We start from the raw sequence: 19,687 nt of genomic DNA on the forward strand, positions 1-19,687 counted from the left end.
TTTCTGTTCCATAGGAACAGAAAAAGACTAGTCTTTGCGATTTCTTAAACTATTTTATCTAAATTTGTCAGAAATTGCAATGCTCTCCCCTGACTCAAGGGATTGCTTGAAATTTCCAGGCTCTCATGAGAGCCCAATCCCTAAAACATGCTATAATTAAGAAGAATCCCCCATAGAAAGGCAGACCATGACCAGACAAGAGCTTGAAGAAAGACTCCGCAGTGAGCTCAATCTTCCCTTTTACAGTGCGAAAATTGCCGAGCGAGATTACAGCGAAGCAGAATATCAGGAGATGAAGGCCCAGCTTTCACGAGATTATCAAGACTACGTTGACAACTACATTGACTATGCTGAAAATGACGTTTAAGGAGTACGATTACTATGAATAAAAAAGTCCTATTTACAATCTTTGGTGCCTCAGGCGACCTGGCCAAGCGTAAACTTTACCCCAGCCTCTTCCGCCTTTACAAGAAGGGCGAGCTGGCTGACAACTTCGCTGTCATCGGTACAGCCCGTAGGCCTTGGGAAAACGACTACTTCCGGGAGATTGTCCTGGATTCTATCAAGGAGCTGATGGTCTCAAAAACTGAGGCAGAAAGCTTCGCCAGCCACTTCTACTACCAGAGCCACGATGTCAACGACAGTAGTCACTATGACAACTTAAAGGTCCTGGGCGACAAACTCAAGGCCCAGTACCAGACCGAGGGCAACCAGGTCTTCTTCCTGGCCATGGCCCCTCAGTTTTTCGGTATCATCGCTGAACACCTCCAGTCAGAGGGCATCTTGACCGGCCAAGGCTTTGAACGCATCGTCATCGAAAAGCCTTTCGGTACGAGCTTCAAGACAGCCAAAGAGCTCAACGACAGCCTCAGGAAGGTCTTTACAGAAGAGCAAATCTTCCGGATCGACCACTACCTGGGCAAGGAGATGATCCAGTCCGTCTCTGCTGTCCGTTTTGCCAATCCCATCTTTGAGGCCCTCTGGAACAAGCGACATATCGAAAATGTCCAGATTACCTTTGCTGAAAGCCTGGGCGTCGAAGAGCGGGGTGGCTACTATGATACTTCAGGTGCCCTCAAGGACATGATCCAAAACCACGTCCTCCAGGTCCTGAGCCTGCTGGCCATGGAGCAACCCGCTGTCTTTGATGAAGCCCACATCGTCGAAGAAAAGGTCAAGGCCCTCAAGGCCATCCGCAAGTACAGTCATGAAGAAGCCTTAGAAAACTTCGTCCGTGGCCAGTACACTGACGGCGAGCATTTCATTGCCTACAATAAAGAAGACAATGTCAGCCCAGAAAGCCAGACCGAGACCTTTGCGGCCGGTAAATTCATGATTGACAATGAGCGCTGGGAGGGTGTCCCTTTCTACGTCCGCTCTGGTAAGCGGATGACCGAAAAAGGCACCCGGATCAACGTGGTCTTCAAGGCTGATAGCGCGTCAAACTTGTTTACAGATAAGTTGACACAAAACGTCCTGACCATCTACATCCAGCCAACCGAAGGCTTCAGCCTGACCGTCAACGGTAAACAGGCTGGCCAAGGCTTTGCCCTCGACCCTGTCCGCCTGAGCTTCCGCCACGATGCTGAGTTTATGGGCAACTCGCCAGAAGCCTATGAAAAGCTCTTCCTTGACGCCTTAAACGGCCACGGCACCAACTTCTCCCACTGGGAAGAAGCCGCCCGTGCCTGGGAGCTCATCGATGTCGTCCGTGAAGCCTGGGACAATGACAAGGAGCCAATTCCGACTTATCCTGCTCGTAGCATGGGGCCAGAATGTGCCTTCGACCTGCTTGCAAAAGATGGCCACGACTGGGCTTGGAAGCCTGACCTCTGGTACAAAGAGCACGGTAAACTGTAAAGTTGACAAGGCTTTTACACAGGATGTTAACTATTCCACATTCCTGTGTAAAAGCAAGTGGATAAAAGCTTGATTTTTGGGGATTTTCCACAGAAAGCCGGTTGACAAGCCAACCACAAGATACAAAAAAAGCTGATGACCTCAGCTTTTTTAGATACCTTTTTTGAAGACCGGCTCGCCGTCCTGGGCAATGATTTGCTTCCATACCCGGCCTTCACGCCAGCGGTTAAACTTGGTATTCCAGGCATCCGACTCAACCAGAGGCTTGACGAGGACGCTCTTCACGCCGGCCCGCTTGGAGGCCCGGATGTCCGTCATCAACTGGTCGCCCACCATGGCGACTCGGCCCGGCTCTTCGCCCATGATGGCCAAAGCCTTATTGATGCCTCTAGCAAAGGGCTTCATCGCTCGCCAAACATAGGCCACGCCAAACTTTTCCACAGCCCTTGCCACACGGGCCTGCTTATTATTAGACACGACAATGACCTGGATGCCATCGGCCTTCATTGCCTCAAGCCAGGCCAGGAGCTCAGGCGTCCCGTCAGGATTATTCCAGGCAATCAGTGTGTTGTCAAGGTCGACCATAAGGGCATGAATGCCCTCGGCCTTGAGACGGCTGGCGTCTAGCATATAGACCGCCTCGACCAGGTAGTCGGGTTTATAGTTTTCAATCTTCATGTTTTTATTTTATCAAAAAAATGGGCTTGGGTGGGGTGTAGGCTGAACAACTGCTTATAGCTATTGTGTCAAAGCGCTCCTAGACTCTTCTAAAACGGGGGTGATTGCTCCTTCAAAGTACCCTACTAACAGCATTCTACGAGAACAGAAAAAGTGTCCACTGGACACTGGATTAAAGCTAGCATCTTAAACTCGGTTCTATTCTTAGCTTTAAGCTCCTAGACTCTTCTAACACGAGGGAGATTGCTCCTTCAAAAATACCCTACTAACAGCATTCTCCGAGAATAGAAAAAGTGTCCACCGGACACTGGCTCTTATCTGACATGCCTCGATGTTGCTACTTTTGGCACTAGGCTTTCAAACTCCTCTGGAGCGGATTTCTCATTTCTCCAAAAAGACTGAAATAACATCATTATGCGAGAACAGAAAAAGTGTCCACCGGACACTTTTTTAATTAAAAATATTATCAAAGAAGCCTTTTTTTTGCTCTTCGACGTTGTTGCCACTGGCCTTAGCAAAGGCACGGAGGGCTTCTTTTTGCTCTTCGTTGAGCTTTTCAGGCGTTACGATGTTGACGATGACATGCTGGTCGCCCTGGCCAGAGCCACGGAGCTTCGGTGCACCCTTGCCCTTGAGGCGGAAATTGGTGCCTGTCTGGGTTCCTGCAGGAATCTTGAGCTTCACCTTACCATGAACCGTAGGGACTTCAATCTCGTCGCCAAGCGCCGCCTGGACAAAGTTCAACGGCATTTCATAGAAAATTTCTGAGCCATCCCGCTCAAACTTGTCGCTCGCCTCAACGATAAAACGAACGTAAAGGTCGCCATAAGGACCACCGTTTTCGCCAGCGTCTCCTTGGCCTTGAAGTCGCATCTGTTGGCCACTTTCAACGCCGGCAGGGACTTTAACCTTCACAGTATGAGACTTGCGTTCATGCCCGCTACCACCACAGCTGCTACATTTTTCCTTGATGGTCTTACCGGCACCATGACAGACTTCACAGGTGACAGTCGTAGACATCCGGCCAAGCGGTGTATCCCGAATGACCTGTTTTTGACCCCGGCCGCCACATGAGCTACAGGTCTCAGCATGGGTCCCAGCTTTGGCACCAGAGCCGTCACAGCTATGGCAGACCTCTTCACGTTGATAGCTGACCTCTTTTTCGACACCAAAGATGGCTTCTTCAAACTTGAGGGTCACCCGATAAGAGAGGTCCTCACCCTGACGCGGGGCATTGGGGTCCATTTGACCAGCCGCTCCGCCACCAAAGAAGCTTGAGAAGATGTCGCTAAAGTCGCTGAAACCACCAGCACCCTGGAAGCCGTCAAAGCCAGAAAATCCGCCAGTTCCGCCTCCAAAGCCATTGGCACCTGCAGCACCGTATTGGTCATATACCGCCCGCTTCTGTTCATCAGACAGGGTCTCGTAGGCCTCTTGGACCTCCTTATACTTGTCTTCCGCACCCGGCTCCTTGTTGATGTCTGGATGGTACTTCTTCGACATCTTCCGGTAGGCCTTCTTAATCTCATCCTGACTGGCATTTTTATCAACGCCCAGTCTTTCATAGAATTCTGTATTATTCATATCTAAAAACCTCTTAAAATCATTGAAATTGTGGGCCAGAGGCTAACGAGCACCGCCCACCTAGAGACTATTTTAACATCTTTTGTTGAATTTAGCAAAAAAATTAGCACTCTAATTACGCGAGTGCTAATCCTCTCGATAAAAATAAGGGACGAGCCCTTATTTATTGTTTTCAAATTTATGGACGGATGAATGATACACCCGCAGTTGATGGGATTGTACGTGATGAAATGATGCCGAGGCCACCATTGAAGTTAGATTCAGAAACAGTGAACGAGTTACCTGAAACGGATGTCACGACACCAACGTGACCGAAGCCACCCGCACCGTCAACTCCTGGAGGGAAGACCGCAATCGTACCGACTGCGAGACCTGAGTTCGCGTAAGCTACCCAGTCAGCCGCATTACCAGAGTAAGTTGGCATGTTACCGCCAAGAATCTGCCATACACCCCAAGTACATTGTCCCCATGGGTATGGGTTAGAGCCTGAAGTTCCTGGTGTAGGAGCTGGCGTTGGAGTAGTGTTTCCAGTAGTTTGTGATGAGCTAGAATTATTATCTTGACTTGTGCTAGAAGCTGGCGTTTGTGCTACAGCAGCTGTTTGTTGCTGTTGAGCTTGAGCTGCCTTAGCCAATTCATCAGCCTTGGCTTGGGCATCTGCTTGAGCCTTTTCTTGGGCAGCCTGTGCAGCTGCGGCAGCTTTAGCAGCTGCTTCAGCTTGAGCCTTAGCATCCAAGATAGATTGCTTCTTATCTTGAGCAGTTGTGATGGATGCTTGATAGTTCAACTGGGCAACCTTCAACTGTGCTTGCTGAGTGTTCAGCTCTTGAGCTTGTGCAGCCATTGATTCTTGAAGCTTGGTTGCTTCAGAATACTTAGCCTGGTTCGCTTTGAGCTTGGCCTGCATGTCTTCTTGATCTTTCTTTTGTTGATCAAGCATGCTCTTGTTGGCGTTAGCCACTGTTGTCATTGCAGTTACCCGTTGGATGGCATCTGTCAATGAGCTAGAGTCAAGAACGGCACTGAGCAAGTTTGTTGCTGTTCCGTTGGTTTGTGCTGAACGGGCTTGAGCTTCAAGAGAGCCGTTACGTTCTTTGATTGAGCCAGCCAACTTCGTGATTTCTTTAGAAGTATCTGCAGATTCTTTTTGCAATTTTTCAAGTGTCGCCTTGTTTGAAGCTTGTTTAGCTTGAAGGCTATCAACTTGACCTTGAATCGTATCAACCTGGCCTTGAGCCTTGGCTGATTCTGATTTTGCTTGCGAGATTTTAGCGTCCTGGGCTGCGATATCTGAGTCAGTATCGGCATGGACGGTTGAGATTGCAGTTGAAGCACCTGCTGACAATACTACTGTCGAGAGCATCATGGCTGACAAAATTCGTTTTTTCATTATTTAAGTTTTTCCTCCCTATTCGGTTCGGTTCTTTCACAGTATAACATCCGATTATTTCAAAAACATTACAAGTTGGTTGCTATACTATTTAGTTTTATAACTCATGTTTCCTACGCCTAATTTGTATAGTCGTTCTAAAGCTGCTTGGAGCAAGAGGGCAAAGACAATATTGATCAAGAGACTAGGTGCCAGCTGATAGGCGATGAGTCCTAAGACATCATGCGTTCCAATACCGGCAATGCCAGCAAGGACAGCAGAGAGGACTTCAAAGGCAGCCACCACAATAATCACTGTAAAGAGCCTTGTCCAACGATTCGTAAAAACGACCGTCTGTATATTATAAAGGAAAAGGGCGATGATTGGAAATAATAAGCTCGCAATCCCGTAAACCCCGATAAAATAAGCATCGTAGACCAGGCCCAAGAAAATCCCCAAGAAAACAAGGTAAGACTGCCTGTGACAGGTCACTGCATAAATCAGGAAAATCAAGACCAGATGGCTGACCGGCAGATAAGGCCCGCTCATCAAGTGCCCAAGGACCTGCGTCAGTTGACCGTCAATCAACAGCAAAAGAAAAAGCATGATAGGTTCAATAAATTGAAGAGAAAATCGACTCATTTTAATTGCCCCCATTCACGCCCTTAATCACAAAGGCAAAACGAATATCATAGAGGTCGCCCACAGGCTTGACGTAGACCTGACGGCTGAGGCCAGAATCCGCATCCTTTTCGCCAATAACGGTACCGACAGAGAGGCCACTTGGCGAGGCATCAGAACCTGAACCGCCCAGACCACTGGTCACAACGCTTGTCCCCTTGGCAAACTGGTCTTTCGTCGTCAGACTGCTGACGATATAAGCAGCCTGGTGACTGTCATAGCCTGTCAACAGGCCGTAGGTCGGCTTATCGTCAGAGCCCAGTTTGACAGGTATCTTGTTGGTCACACCTGAAGCAGAGCTCAGGAGGGCCACCTTGGAGTTGTCCTTGTTTGCCTGGCTGACCCGGCCAATAACGCCGGCATTCCCCATGACAATCATGCCTTCTTGGACACCATCGTCAGTCCCCTGGTCGATGATCAGATTGTCATTCCAGCTTGATGGACTGCGGTTGATGACATTGCTTGAGACGCTGTCATAGTTGGTCAAGGTTTCCTGGAGCTTGAGGGCAGCCTTCAGAGCCTTGTTTTCAGACTCTGTGCTCTTGAGCTTGCTTTCAGCGTCATTGCTTTTTGTCAGCTGGCTCTTGAGGCTTTCATTTTGTTTATAAGTATCGAGCAGGTTGTGGACCTGGTTGGCCCGGTCCTGGAAAAAGTGGACGGGAGCAGCTAAAATCTTGTCAACAAAGCCCGTCCCTGCATTGATGGTCTGGGTCATGGCTGACGGCTTCTTATGGTCGCTATAATTTTTTGATGAAACAACAATCGCTGTCACTGCCGCAATGACAATGAGGAGGGCGATGATCATGACTTTACTAAAGTTGAATTTTTTCACGGTTTTTTCCTTTAACTTGGAGTTCATTCTTTATTTTATCACAAACAAAAGCATTTATCTGCAAAAATTTTAGCCTCTTTCCATTTTATCATGGCCTTCCTTTGATTTTGAAATTGAATGCATTTTATTAGATACATCTATCATTTTATCTGATAATTTGCTATAATAACGAACATGAAAAAGAAAGTCATCTTAGGAGGTCTCAGTGTGCTTGCTGTCATTATTGTTATTGCCCTTGTCGCTGCCACCTTTTATTTTTATCAAATCGCATGTATCCGCAGCAACAAGCCCACAGCCCAGGTCGCAAAGGATAGTCCTAACTACAGCCTGGTCGAAAAATTTGACCAGCTCGAAAAAACGGACAAGACCATCGAGCAAGACGGTCTCAAGCTCAAGGCCTGGTATGTCCCAGCCGCTCAAAAGACCGACAAGACCGTCATCGTCGTCCACGGCTTTCGCTCTGACAAGGAGGCCATGCGACAATACGGCGAGCTCTTCCATGAGCTGGGCTACAACGTCCTCATGCCTGATAATCGAGGCCACGGTAGCTCTGAAGGCAAGTACATCACCTACGGCCAAAAGGACAAGGAAGATGTTATCAGTTGGGCCAAGCTTATTGGCAAAGAAAATCCAGCGAGCAAGATCAGCCTCTTTGGCCTCTCGATGGGGGCTGCTACCGTCATGATGGCCAGCGGACAAGCAGATCTGCCGGTCAATGTCCAAAACATCATCGAAGACTGTGGCTACAGTAGTGTCTGGGACGAAGTCACCTACCAGGCAAAATCTGGCTATAAGATTCCTGCCTTCCCCCTCGTCTACGGTGTCTCACTCATGAACAAAATCCGCCAAGGCTGGTTCTTCCAGGAGGCTAAGTCGACCGATGCCCTGGCCAAGGACAAGCTTCCAATCCTCATGATTCACGGTGGCAATGACACTTACGTCCCAACCCGGATGCTGGATATCAATTATAAGGCGGTCAAGGCCGGAACGCCTAAGGAAAAACTCCTCGTCCCTGGGGCCGCTCACGCTATGTCATTTGAGACCAATCCAAGCCTTTATCGTAAGACTGTCGCCGACTTTATGGCAAAATACAATCCGATTCAGTAAAAAAATCATAAAAAAGCAAGTTCATCCTTGCTTTTTTAATTTAGATTTGATATTATATTTAAGTACTGATTTTGAGGCTTCGCCTCTAAGCTACTTCGCGGAAGTGGCGGAATTGGCAGACGCGCAGGATTAAGGATCCTGTCGGGAATTTTCCTGGTGCGGGTTCAAGTCCCGCCTTCCGCATGATGGATCACAGCTGAGGCTGTGGTTTTTTTATTTTATTAAATGAAAAAAGCAGATTTTCCTCAATTTGGATATCTGCTTTCTTTTGCTTTATTCTGCAACAATGATTTTAAGCTTCAAAGTCGCTCCAGTCGGTGCTTGGATAGTTCATGTGCTTGCACCAATCCCTATATAACACCACATAAAAAAGGATGACATCATTATTTTTTATATTCCCTCAAATGCTCCGAAAGCAGAGCCAGCCCCTTCTCCAAGACCTCCCGCTCACAAGCATAACCAATCCTGGCATAAGCCGGCATATCAAAGCGGTTGCCCGGAATAATAAGGACACCTTTTTCCTTTAGCAGGCTAATAGCAAAGGCCTCGGTCTCTTCTGGCGGGATGGTCTCCAGCTTGACGAAGCTCAGCGAGACCTCTGGTGGGGCCTGGAGGCTGACGTTAGACTCTTGGTCGACCCAGCTTTTAAGGATGGTGAGGTTTTCTTGGATAATGCCCTTGGCCCGGGCGAGGACCTGGTCACGATGTTCGAGGACAAAAGCCGAGAGAGCATCGTCTAGGACGCCTGTCGAAATCATGGTGTAGTCCCTGAGCTTCCGGATTTCATTAATGAAGTCGTCGTCCTGGCTGGCCAGCCAGCCTAGCCGGAGGCCGGGGACAGAATAGGTCTTTGACATAGAATTGGTTGAGATGCCCTTCTCATAAAGGCTGGCAATCGCGACCCGGTCAAGACTGTCGTCCAGCGGCATGTAGACCTCATCGCAGAGGATATAAGCTCCGACTGACTTTGCCAGCTTAACGACCTCCTCCAAGAACTTACGCTCCATGAAGGCTCCAGTCGGCTGAGCAGCATTGTTCAGGCAGATGAGCTTGGTATCCGGGCGAATCATCTCCTTCAAGGCCTCAAGGCTCGGCAACCAGCCGGCCTCTTCTTCGACCTTCCAATAATCGACCTCAGCCCCCAGGCTTTCAGGCCAGTCGTAGAGCTGTTGGTAGGTCGGGTACTGGGCAATCACATGGTCGCCAGCTTCTATCAGGGCCAAGATGGCCAGGAAATTCGCACCGGTCGCTCCATTGCTGGCCAGGATATGGTCTGTATCGACGCCCTCGTAGAGCTTGCTGATGGCTGTTTTTAACCTGGGCGAACCTTCAATCCAGCCGTAAGAGAGTTTTTCGTGGCGGAGGTCACGCCAGAGCCGTTCGCCGGCTTCTGAGTCCAGCTTCAGGATTTCGTCGACGGTCATCGCTTCGACTGTTGACTGGGCGATGTCATAGGTCGCTAGCCTTTCCCAGTTGTTGAGCCAGGCCTCGCACTTAAATTCTGCTAAGTTCATTTTTGCTCACTTTCTTCTATTATAATGTTTATAAAATAAGAAGCCCTAAAAATTTTAGAGCTTCTTTTTCATTTATGGAAGAATTTTAGTTCCAGAATCATGTTTCAAGAAGTCTTCCAGGTTTTCAAGGCTAGTAATCGTCGCAGGACGGCCGGTCTTCTTGACGAAGTCAAGGGCTGCTTCCACTTTTGGAAGCATAGAGCCAGCTGCAAATTGACCTTCAGCAATATAGCCTTCCATCTCAGCCACAGTGACCTCTTCAAGCTTTTTCTGATCCGGCTTGTTGAAGTTGATAAAGACATTGTCAACAGCTGTCAAAATCAGGAGGTCATCGGCTTCAACCAGGTCAGCCACCCGGGCTGCTGAGAAGTCCTTGTCAATCACGGCTTCGACGCCGACATAGCCATCTTCAGCTTCAACGACGGGAATTCCGCCACCACCGGAAACGGTCACGAGGACGCTCGATGAAATCAAGGGCTTCAAGGCTTCCGCCTCAACGATCCGCGTAGGCTTTGGACTTGGCACGACACGGCGGTAGCCCCGACCTGAATCTTCAACGAAGACCCAGTCAGGATATTGCTTGAGCATGTCATCCTTGCCAGCCTCATCATAGAAAGGGCCGATAGGCTTGGTTGGCTTATCAAAGGCTGGGTCTTTGGCATCAACGACCGTCCGGGTCACGACTGAAATCACCGGCACCCGCTCCATTTGATTTTTAATCAAGGCACGAGTAAAGGCTTGAGACATCCAGAAACCGATTTGACCTTGAGTCATGGCCACTGCTGTATCCAGTGGCATTGCCGGATTCTTCTCAGAGTTGGCTTCCAACTGTTGCAGGAGGAGGTTACCGACCTGCGGGCCATTCCCGTGGGTGACAACCATTTCTACGTCATTATCTTTGATGAGAGGCAGGAGCTGTTCAGCCGTTGTCTCCAGTGCAATTTCTTGGGCTTGGGCAGTCGGGTCATCCGTCAAGATGGCATTGCCGCCGAGAGCAACCACAATACGTCTTACCATTATTTATATTACCTCTTTCTCAGGGAAGGATTTTTGTTCCCGCCCCATTTTTCACAAAGTTTTCTACATTGTCTAGGCTGGTAATCGTAGCCTTCTTGCCAGTCCGTTCGACAAAGCTGACTGCAGCTTCAACCTTAGGAGCCATTGAGCCCTTGGCAAATCGCCCTTCGTCAACATAGCCACGCATTTCCGCGACTGATACTTCTTCTAGGTGAACTTGATCAGGCTTGCCATAATTTAAGAAGACATCGCCACCATTGGTCAAGATCAAGAGCTCATCCGCCCCGACCATTTCGGCCAATTTAGCAGCAGAGAAATCCTTGTCAATCACGGCTTCCACGCCCCGATAGCCATTGCCATCTTTGACGACGGGAATTCCGCCACCACCGGATGCAATCAGGAGTGAACCTGATTCCAAAATCGGAGCAAAGGCTTTCGCTTCGATAATTTCAATGGGTCTTGGACTTGGTACGACACGACGGTAGCCACGCCCAGCGTCCTCCATCAGTTCCCAATTTGGAAATTGAGCCTTGATGTCAGGGAGCTGTTCTTCTGTATAGAAGGGTCCGATTGGCTTGGTTGCGTTTTGGAAGGCCGGGTCATTTTCATCGACCAATGTCTGCGTAACCGCAGAGATGACGGGGTATTGAGAGAGGCCCGCATCAGCCATGGCACGCGTGAAGGCTTGAACGGTCCAAAAACCAATTTCGCCTTGCGTCATAGCTCCTACCGTATCAAGTGGCATAGCAGGGTTCTTTTCAGAATCAGAACCCAACTGTTGGAGGAGAAGATTCCCTACCTGCGGACCATTACCATGGGTAACAACCATCTGCGTATCATTGTCCTTAATCAAGGGCATGAGCTTTTGAGCTGTCACATCCAAGGCACGTTTTTGAGCTTCAGCACTCGGGTCATTGGTTAAAATCGCGTTCCCACCCAAGGCAACAACAATTCTTCTTACCATTTTATACTTCAGCCTCCATCTTCTTTTTCACGTCTGCTTTAATGATGAAGAAGACGATGATGGTTACGATAATCAATGGTACAACCGCAATCAGGAGGGTGTTCCCGTCGATGCCAAGGGCATCTTCAAGACCCAGCCAGTTGCCGTAGACACCAAAGATGGCAAGGATGCCAAGGATGGTCAAGACAGCGGCAGAAATCAATTCGCCTGCAGACCAGCGGCCACCGTATTCCTGCTTACCAAGGGCATAGAGGATAAAGCCGACAGCGTAGAGAATCAGTGAGAGCCAGACAAATTGCCAACCTGAGAAGTAGAGGGCCAGAATCTGGAAGGCAGCGGCGATGAAGCCGATAATGACGTTTGAGACCTTCTTTTCAGTGAAGCCAAGCTTCAAGAGATAAAGGCCGACCAGTGCGTAACAAATCATGATGACGGCAGTACAGAGGTAGACGAAGACATTATAGGCATCGGCTACAAAGTAGGTCACAATCAAGAAGATTTGAACGATAAACTGGGTCAACAAGAGTGAATTTGCTGGAGCATTGTTCTTATTTAATTTACCAAACCAGCTAGGCAGGAGTTTTTGGTCAGAGAGCTGTTGGGTCGCCTCAACAGGAAGCATAGTCCATGAGAGCCAGGCTCCAAGAAGTGAAATGACCAGACCAATCGCCATCAGGCTACCACCCCAGCCACCAACCATGGCGTTCAAGATGTGAACGAGACCAGGTTGGCTTGTATTTGCCAATTCTTGTTGGCTCATAAAGCCAAATGGCAGAAGTGACAGAAGGAGGTAGATGACAAGGAGTGCAATCAGACCAAGGATAGACGCCTTACCAGCATCAGATTTTCGTTTGGCCCGGTCGCCCATCATGGCCGCCCCTTCAATACCGACAAAGACCCAAATCATGACAAGGAGGGAACCCTTGACTTGACCAAAGAGGTCTGAGCCTGTCATATTGCTGAAGGTCAGGCTCTTGATGACACCGTCTGCGTCTGTATTGGCCACAAAGTTTTGCCAAAAATGAGCGGTAAAGACACCGGCCTTAAACATGACAATCCCTGCAATCCCAAAGACAGCCAGTGGAATCAACTTCGCAATCAAGACGATGGCGTTAATGACCGCCGCCCCTTCGACACCGCGAAGGACCAGGGCTGTCAGGCCCCAAGAGACGAGAGACACGATGATGACAGAGAGAATGGTCATTGAACCATTCTTATCCTGGAAGACACCAGGGAAGAAATAGTCGACCGATGTCATCATCAAGACGGCAAAGGCGATATTTCCTGCCCAGGCAGAGAGCCAGTAGCCCCAGCCTGAGATAAAGCCGACCATGTTCCCAAAACCAGCCCGGGCGTAGTCAGAGACACCTGAAAGTTCAGGCTTGTTGACCACCAGGTGGTTGAGTGAGAGGACCAGCATGAGAATCCCGAAGCCGATGACCAGCCAGGAGATGACGACTCCGCCCGGCGTTGCACCAGTGGCCAAATCATTTGAAAGGTTAAATACCCCACCACCGATGGCTCCAGATACAATAATTGCAACAAGGGCAAAGAGCCCTATACCTTTTTTATTTTCCATAAACTTTTCTTTCTAAAGGCTTATTCAAAGTCTTCGGAAACATTAGGAATGAAGAGGTTCCCCAAGGTTGCCGCCATGATCGCCTTGATTGAGTGCATGCGGTTTTCTGCTTCTTCAAATTGACGGGCATATTTAGAACGGAAGACTTCATCCGTCACTTCCATTTCTGTCAGGCCGTATTTTTCTTTGATTTCCATACCGTATTCAGTTTCAGTATCGTGGAAAGCAGGCAGGCAGTGCATGAAGATGAATTGTCCATTGTCAAGGTTTCCAGTCATCTTGAGCATGTCCATAGTGATACGGTAAGGTGTGAGGAGTTCCACACGTTCTTCCCAGTTTGATTCACCCATTGATACCCATACGTCAGAATAGATGATGTTAGCACCCTTAACACCTTCTTCGATGTTAGAAGTTGCCATTGGTTTAGCACCAGATTTTTCAGCAAACTTGTTAGCGATATCCATAACTTCTTGGCTAGGGTGAAGTGAATCAGGTGCAACGATATGCACGTTGACACCGAGCATAGAACCAGTAACGATAAGTGAGTTAGCCATGTTGTTACGACCGTCACCCACGTAAACCAAAGTCAAGCCTTTAAGATGACCAAAGTTTTCCTTTACAGTCATGAAGTCGGCGATCATTTGAGTTGGGTGCCAGTCGTCAGTCAAACCGTTCCATACTGGTACACCTGAGAATTTCGCCAGGTCTTCAACTTCTTTTTGTGAGAAGCCACGACGTTCGATCCCGTCAAACATTGAACCGAGAACTTTTGCAGTATCTTCTACAGATTCTTTGATACCAAGTTGGATATCGTTAGCACCAAGGTATTCTGGGTGAGCACCAAGGTCAATCGCTGCTGTCGTGAAGGCTGCACGTGTACGAGTTGAAGTCTTCGCAAAGAGGAGGGCGATGTTTTTACCTTCCAAGTATTTGTGAGGGATGTTTTGTTGTTTGAGGGCTTTCAAGTGAAGACCGAAATCGATGAGGTAGTTGATTTCACCAGGTGTGAAATCTTTTTCAGCAAGCCAGCTGCGGCCTTGGAATTTTGAGTTTACTTCAGCTTTTGTGATGATTGGTGATGTCATTTTTAATTTCCTTTTCTTTTACTTATTCTATTCTATAACAATTCTTAGATTTCGTCACGCCAGATTGGTTGTGACATACAACGTGCTCCGCCACGTCCACGTGCCAATTCACTTGAGAGAATCTCATGAACCTTGACACCATGCTGTTTGAGGAGTTCGATGGTCACATAGTTACGGTCGTAAGTGACGATTTCACCTGGTGCGATAGCGAGTGTGTTTGAACCGTCATTCCATTGTTCGCGTGGTGCAACGATAGGGTCGCCATTACCACATTCGATAAGGTCAAGTTCTGAGAGGTTAAGGACTTTCTTGAGGGCCTTTTCAAGGTCAGTCAAGTGTTCGATTTCAACTTCTTCGCCGTCCTTACCTGGCTTGATGATGAAGGTGTTGATAGAGCCATCACCGTGGAAGATACCTGGGAATACTGTGAATTGATCATGGTTGATCATCGTAAATACTGTATCCAAGTGCATCATCGCGTGGTTGTGAGGAATTTCAACTGCAAGGACTGTATCAAATGTTGATGCAGGATTGCGGAAGAATTCTTTGGCCAATTGTTGGATACTCTTAGATGAAGTCCGTTCAGAAACACCGATAGCTACGACATTCTTGCTGAGGACGAGTTCGTCACCACCTTCGATACGAGTGGTATGGTTACGGTCACGCCAGATTGGAGTGCCTTCAAAACGTGGGTGGTGAGCCATGACGTACTCAGTGATGAGTGATTCAGGCTGACGAGCTGGGAAAGTCATACGGTTGATGGTCATACCAACACCGATAGAAGCTTGTGGGTCACGTGTGAAGTAAGCATTTGGCAATGGGTTGAGGTAGAAGAGGTTTTCTGCATCAGAACCTGCCATGTCGCTCAATGTAGAACGCTTGATGTCGAGTTCGTTCTTGCGAACACCAGCATAAATTTTTGTGACCATGTCTTTGGTAGACATGCCTGAGAGGTAGGCTTGGAGCTCTTCAAAGGTTCTGCCATGCCGGTAGCCATGTTCTGTCAGGAGGGTAGTCAAGAAGTTCTTCTTGATTTCTTCACTCTTGTCGAGGGCTTCAACAGCGAGGTCTTCGATATATAGGGTTTCTGCTCCATTGTCGCGAAGGACTTGGGCAAAATAGTCATGTTCCTTTTGGGCAATTTTCAAGAAGGGAATATCATCGAAGAGCAGATCCTGCATGGTATCAGGCGTGATGTTTTCGACTTCCGCTCCTGGACGGTGCAGCAAGACTGATTTCAGCTTGCCGATCTCTGAGTTGACTTGGATTCCTTTGTTCATTTTTACATCCTTTCTTAGAAATGTATATTTGAAATCGTTTACAGCTTCATTATACAATCTAGGCTTTTATTGTCAAGCACATTTGAGCCTCTTAAAACTAGGCTTTTGTATAAGTATTCAGCTTTATAAGTAAACTAACAATTTAATATTTTATGCATTATCCTCCCCTGTGTGATAAGAATCTGATAAGAAAATTAAAATTCTGGAATTTCGGCTGTATAAAAGTCAGTAAAAATTCGGGCGGGTCTTTATAATGTAATGAAAGCGTAAGCAAAACTTAATTTGACAAAAGGATTGAGCGTGTTTTGGAGAGGCTTTGCGTTCCGGGAATCTGACAAAAGATGCAGTGGGCCGGCAGCGAAGCCTTCGGCTTCCATGCCTAACTTCTAAGCCCTACGGTCTTAGAAGTTGCCTTTTTCACTGCATTTTTGCCAGATTCCCTGCACTTCACTGTTTTTATCTTTTTATCTTTTTCCTGGCCTGCTCCCAAACATTAGTAAAGGATATTCTAGTGGAGCTACAGGAAAGCCGGCCTTCTCCCGTGAAAATAGGCAAATGCCGAGACCCTTAGGGCTCGACATTTAGCAATGCAAGCGAAGCTTGGCTTGCGGCCTCACAGGAGAAGGCCGGCTTTCCTGTAGCGGAACGGCTCTCTAGAGTACATAATGCAGAAAGCTCCGCTTTCCTTATCTGCAACCTTTTTTGCTTAATTTTGGACCCCAATGCTCCCTTAGGTCGCATTGTTGCCTCAAAACTTAAAACAAAAAAGCAAGGCCAAAACCTCGCTTTTATAAAATTCAAATTACATCGTATCCGGTGCAGCCACCCCAAGAAGGCGGAGAGCTTCCTTGAGCACGATCGCTGTCGCCTGGATAAGGGCCAGTCGTCCGGTCAGGCCGGCGTTTTCTTCAAGGACACGCACATGGGCGTAGTACTTGTTGAAGGCTTGGGCCAGGCTGATGGCGTATTTGGCAATCACTGATGGCTCATACTGCTCAGCGGCACGTTTGACGATATTTGGGAAGTCCTTGAGGGCCTTGATGATCTCCCAGGCTTCTGGGTCGGTCGCTACTTCTGAAAGATTGCTGGCATCAGCCGTTGCTGTTGCCTTGCGGAGGATCGATTGGATCCGGGCATGAGCATACTGCACATAAGGGCCTGTTTCGCCTTCAAAGCTGACCATTTCGTCCAGGTCAAAGTCATAGCCGTTCTTACGGTCTGTCTTCAGGTCAAAGAACTTCACGGCACCGACACCGACCTGGTGGGCCACTTCTTCCTTGTTGGCCAAGTCAGGATTCTTCTCAGCAATCTGCTGTTGGGCCCGTGTAACTGCCTCATCAAGAGCCATCTCAAGCTTGACGACGTGTCCCTTACGGGTAGAGAATTTCTTCCCGCCCTGGGTCACCATGCCAAAGCTGACGTGAGTCATGTCGTCAGACCAGTCGTAGCCTGCTTCTTTCAAGACAGCCTTCAACTGCATGAAGTGGTTGCTCTGCTCGCCACCGACCACATAGAGGGATTTGACAAAGTCAAAAGTCTTCTTACGGTAGACAGCGGTCGCCAGGTCACGCGTGATGTAGAGGGTCGCACCGTCCGTCTTCTTGATCAGGGCAGGATTCAGATTGTATTTTTCAAGGTCGACAATCAGGGCACCCTTAGATTCATGGAGGAGGCCTTTGGCATCCAGGTCATCAACGATGGCGTCCATCTTGTCGCTGTAGAAGCTCTCGCCGGTAAAGAAGTCAAATTCGATGCCGAGCTTGCCGTAAATCCGGTTGAACTCAATCAGTGAAACGTCAGAGAACCACTTCCAGATGCGGAGGGCTTCTTCGTCACCCTGCTCCATCTTGAGGAACCACTGACGGCCTTCTTCGTCGACCGCTGGATCTTCTTTGGCTTCAGCGTTGATTTGCACATAGAGTTTGAGCAATTCGTCGATCGGGTTGGCCATGATCGTCGCCTCATCACCGTATTTCTTGTAGGCCGTGATCAAAAGGCCAAACTGCTTGCCCCAGTCACCCAAGTGGTTGATTTTGATAGGATTGTAGCCCAATTTTTCATGGATTTTAGCAATCGCATCGCCGATAACTGTAGAACGCAGGTGGCCGATAGAGAAAGGTTTGGCGATATTTGGTGCTGAAAGGTCAATCGGCACATTGCCACCATGGCCCAGGTCTTCTGAACCATAGTCAGCACCAGCCTCGAGGACTTCAGCAAGCACACCCTTTGCTGTCGCTGTCTTATCCAGGAAGAAGTTGACGTAAGGGCCTGTTGCTTCGACCTTCTCAAAGCCTTCCTTATTGATTTGCTCGGCCAAATCAGCCGCAATCATCTGAGGGGCTTTTTTCAATTCCTTGGCCAGGCGGAAGGCAGGAAAGGCCAAATCCCCGAGTTCAGAGCTTTTTGGCCGCTCAATTAAACTTGTGATTTCTTCTAAAGTCAGACTGTCTGAGAGGACAGCAAAGAGAGCATTTGCTACGAGTTGTTTTTCATTCATGGCTCAATTATACAGGATTCTTGGGCTTTTTTCAACATATTGAATATTCTATGGTATAATTATAATATGCAAAGAACAGAACGACTTGAAATCATCAAAGAAGTCATTTTAGAAGAAAAAATTTCCACCCAGGAAATGCTGCAAAAGGCTCTGAGCGAACGGGGCATCGAAGTCACTCAGGCCACGCTTTCTAGGGATATCCGAAAACTCCATATCATCAAAAAACGAGAGGGCAACGAGAGCTACTACGGCATCCTCGACCCCGAGCGGGAAAAGCTCCAATCTCAGCTCCACCTGTATTTTTATAACTTTGTGATTTCGGCCAGATCTGCCCTGAATCAGGTCGTCATCACAACCAAGCTCGGTGAGGCTGATGTCCTGGCCAACGCCTTTGACGAAGGGAAAAACGACCGGCCGGAAATCCTCGGGACGATTGCCGGAGCCGATACCCTCCTTGTGATTTGTGAGTCCGAGAAGGCGGCTAAGGTCTTGGTGGCTGAGATTAATTATGTTTTGAATTGAGGGCAGATTGCCTTTTTTTGATGAGAAAAATTATGCTATAATAGAGAATATAAAAAAAAGGCCCCAGGCCTTTTATTAAAGGAGAAATACCTATCATGATGAATATGCAAGACTTCTAACGTTGATTTTTAACGAACCAAATCGTTCTAAATCGCTCTATAAGTGCATTCATCGTTTTCTAAAATCCTATAAAATCATATAAATTAAACACAATTAGACACTTTATAGGCACACAGTACCAACATTTTGAATCAGATAACAAACAAAATCAGCATGAATTTGCTGATTTTGTTATTTTCTGTAAAATATTCGCTCTATCACTGACTGTACAGATAAGTCGTCAAAAAATATGAGCAAGTCACTATATGGCAAATCTGTTTTGCTTCCAAGTTTTTCAATAGCATATCTTTTTACTTTTTCTCTTAACTCTTGATTGTTATTCAGAAGAGCCAAATTAGCGAATCCCATGACCTCGTTCAATTCTTTATCTGTCAAACTATCAAAAGAGTACTCTGAATGAAACCACTTAAATATACTTGGGGCTGTAAGAAGTAAAGCCAAATTGTCTGTTATTTCCTCTATATCCTCTGGGCTATGTTCATCTGGAGAACACAACAATCTAAATTTTAAATATGGAACTTTAACACCTTTTCGATGTTCCAGAAAAGAAATAAGTTCTTCTAATTGCTCCCTCTGCTCTTCATCAAAATAAGGATTTCCACTTACTTCTCTTAGCAATTTTATAGTCTCGTTTGTAAATATTCGATTCAATACTTCTTTATCTTTTCTTAGAATATAATTGATCTGTTCATTACTCATTTCAATATATGAAACTAATTCTGGAAGTCTTTCTTTTGTATTATCATCTAAAGTATAGCCCCTTGAAATTTTCAAACAATAAATTTCTCTAAAGAATGCTTGAACAATATTTTCTTCGATTTCTTCAGTCAAACTCCGTTCCATTGATGTTATCCTAGAAAAATGGACAGCAGTTTAGGTAATTTGGTACACTCAATTTATGGTTAAACGATATGAACAAGGTTTCAAAGAAACTCTAGTAGAACTTTATGACTCAGGGCAAAGTGTTCCGAGTCTATCAAGCGAATATGGTATTGCAC

At 47.3% G+C, this 19,687-nt stretch carries 17 protein-coding genes and 1 tRNA gene; 5 read left to right on the forward strand and 13 right to left on the reverse strand.

Going from position 1 to position 19,687, the window contains the following annotated elements:
* Window positions 1-187: 187 nt before the first annotated feature.
* Window positions 188-367, forward strand: a complete 180-nt coding sequence (locus tag NtB2_RS08255) for a hypothetical protein (RefSeq protein ID WP_109246477.1) — start codon at window positions 188-190, stop codon at window positions 365-367.
* 14 nt (window positions 368-381) lie between these two features.
* Window positions 382-1,860 carry a glucose-6-phosphate dehydrogenase gene (gene zwf / locus NtB2_RS08260; protein ID WP_165814988.1) on the forward strand — a complete coding sequence of 493 codons (1,479 nt, stop codon included), beginning with the start codon at window positions 382-384 and terminating at the stop codon, window positions 1,858-1,860.
* A 150-nt stretch (window positions 1,861-2,010) separates the two neighbouring features.
* Here zwf and NtB2_RS08265 read toward each other — a convergent pair whose 3' ends face one another.
* The 5 genes from NtB2_RS08265 to mreC all read right to left on the reverse strand — a co-directional run bounded on the left by NtB2_RS08265 (window position 2,011) and on the right by mreC (window position 7,004).
* Window positions 2,011-2,538: a YqeG family HAD IIIA-type phosphatase gene (locus tag NtB2_RS08265; RefSeq protein ID WP_109246479.1), complete on the reverse strand. Its 528-nt coding sequence runs from the start codon at window positions 2,536-2,538 to the stop codon at window positions 2,011-2,013.
* Between the two features lie 450 nt (window positions 2,539-2,988).
* The gene (gene dnaJ / locus NtB2_RS08270; protein ID WP_109246480.1) at window positions 2,989-4,122 is read right to left on the reverse strand and encodes a molecular chaperone DnaJ; all 1,134 of its coding nucleotides are present in this window, start codon (window positions 4,120-4,122) and stop codon (window positions 2,989-2,991) included.
* Window positions 4,123-4,300: 178 nt separating this feature from the next.
* A complete protein-coding gene (locus tag NtB2_RS08275; protein ID WP_109246481.1) occupies window positions 4,301-5,512 on the reverse strand; it encodes a CHAP domain-containing protein in 1,212 nt (403 codons plus the stop codon).
* Between the two features lie 87 nt (window positions 5,513-5,599).
* Entirely contained in the window at window positions 5,600-6,133 is a 534-nt protein-coding gene (mreD, locus tag NtB2_RS08280; protein ID WP_109246492.1) for a rod shape-determining protein MreD, read from the reverse strand.
* Between the two features lies 1 nt (window position 6,134).
* The gene (mreC, locus tag NtB2_RS08285) at window positions 6,135-7,004 is read right to left on the reverse strand and encodes a rod shape-determining protein MreC (protein ID WP_109246493.1); all 870 of its coding nucleotides are present in this window, start codon (window positions 7,002-7,004) and stop codon (window positions 6,135-6,137) included.
* 174 nt (window positions 7,005-7,178) lie between these two features.
* Here mreC and NtB2_RS08290 point away from each other — a divergent pair, with 174 nt between their 5' ends.
* Window positions 7,179-8,111, forward strand: coding sequence for an alpha/beta hydrolase (locus NtB2_RS08290; protein WP_109246482.1), 933 nt, complete (start codon window positions 7,179-7,181; stop codon window positions 8,109-8,111).
* A 97-nt stretch (window positions 8,112-8,208) separates the two neighbouring features.
* Window positions 8,209-8,294 (forward strand) — tRNA-Leu (locus tag NtB2_RS08295).
* 200 nt (window positions 8,295-8,494) lie between these two features.
* Here NtB2_RS08295 and NtB2_RS08300 read toward each other — a convergent pair.
* From NtB2_RS08300 to argS, 7 genes are all read right to left on the reverse strand, one after another.
* A complete protein-coding gene (locus NtB2_RS08300; protein WP_109246483.1) occupies window positions 8,495-9,625 on the reverse strand; it encodes an aminotransferase in 1,131 nt (376 codons plus the stop codon).
* A gap of 72 nt (window positions 9,626-9,697) precedes the next feature.
* Window positions 9,698-10,642 carry a carbamate kinase gene (gene arcC / locus NtB2_RS08305; RefSeq protein WP_109246484.1) on the reverse strand — a complete coding sequence of 315 codons (945 nt, stop codon included), beginning with the start codon at window positions 10,640-10,642 and terminating at the stop codon, window positions 9,698-9,700.
* Window positions 10,643-10,661: 19 nt separating this feature from the next.
* Window positions 10,662-11,606, reverse strand: a complete 945-nt coding sequence (gene arcC / locus NtB2_RS08310) for a carbamate kinase (RefSeq protein WP_109246485.1) — start codon at window positions 11,604-11,606, stop codon at window positions 10,662-10,664.
* A gap of 1 nt (window position 11,607) precedes the next feature.
* Entirely contained in the window at window positions 11,608-13,185 is a 1,578-nt protein-coding gene (locus tag NtB2_RS08315; RefSeq protein WP_109246486.1) for a basic amino acid/polyamine antiporter, read from the reverse strand.
* A gap of 20 nt (window positions 13,186-13,205) precedes the next feature.
* Window positions 13,206-14,270, reverse strand: coding sequence for an ornithine carbamoyltransferase (gene argF, locus NtB2_RS08320; RefSeq protein ID WP_109246487.1), 1,065 nt, complete (start codon window positions 14,268-14,270; stop codon window positions 13,206-13,208).
* A 44-nt stretch (window positions 14,271-14,314) separates the two neighbouring features.
* Complete coding sequence (gene arcA, locus NtB2_RS08325; protein ID WP_109246488.1) at window positions 14,315-15,550, reverse strand: arginine deiminase; 1,236 nt, start codon at window positions 15,548-15,550, stop codon at window positions 14,315-14,317.
* Window positions 15,551-16,352: 802 nt separating this feature from the next.
* On the reverse strand, window positions 16,353-18,047 hold the full coding sequence (gene argS, locus NtB2_RS08330; protein ID WP_109246489.1) for an arginine--tRNA ligase: 1,695 nt from the start codon (window positions 18,045-18,047) through the stop codon (window positions 16,353-16,355).
* 66 nt (window positions 18,048-18,113) lie between these two features.
* On the opposite strand from argS, the gene argR reads away from it, so the two are divergent.
* Complete coding sequence (argR, locus tag NtB2_RS08335) at window positions 18,114-18,569, forward strand: arginine repressor (RefSeq protein ID WP_109246490.1); 456 nt, start codon at window positions 18,114-18,116, stop codon at window positions 18,567-18,569.
* Window positions 18,570-18,860: 291 nt separating this feature from the next.
* On the opposite strand, the gene NtB2_RS08340 is transcribed toward argR, so the two are convergent.
* Complete coding sequence (locus tag NtB2_RS08340; RefSeq protein WP_125195009.1) at window positions 18,861-19,520, reverse strand: hypothetical protein; 660 nt, start codon at window positions 19,518-19,520, stop codon at window positions 18,861-18,863.
* Window positions 19,521-19,687 lie beyond the last annotated feature (167 nt).

Source organism: Lactococcus termiticola (assembly GCF_003116835.1).
Taxonomy (GTDB): domain Bacteria; phylum Bacillota; class Bacilli; order Lactobacillales; family Streptococcaceae; genus Lactococcus; species Lactococcus termiticola.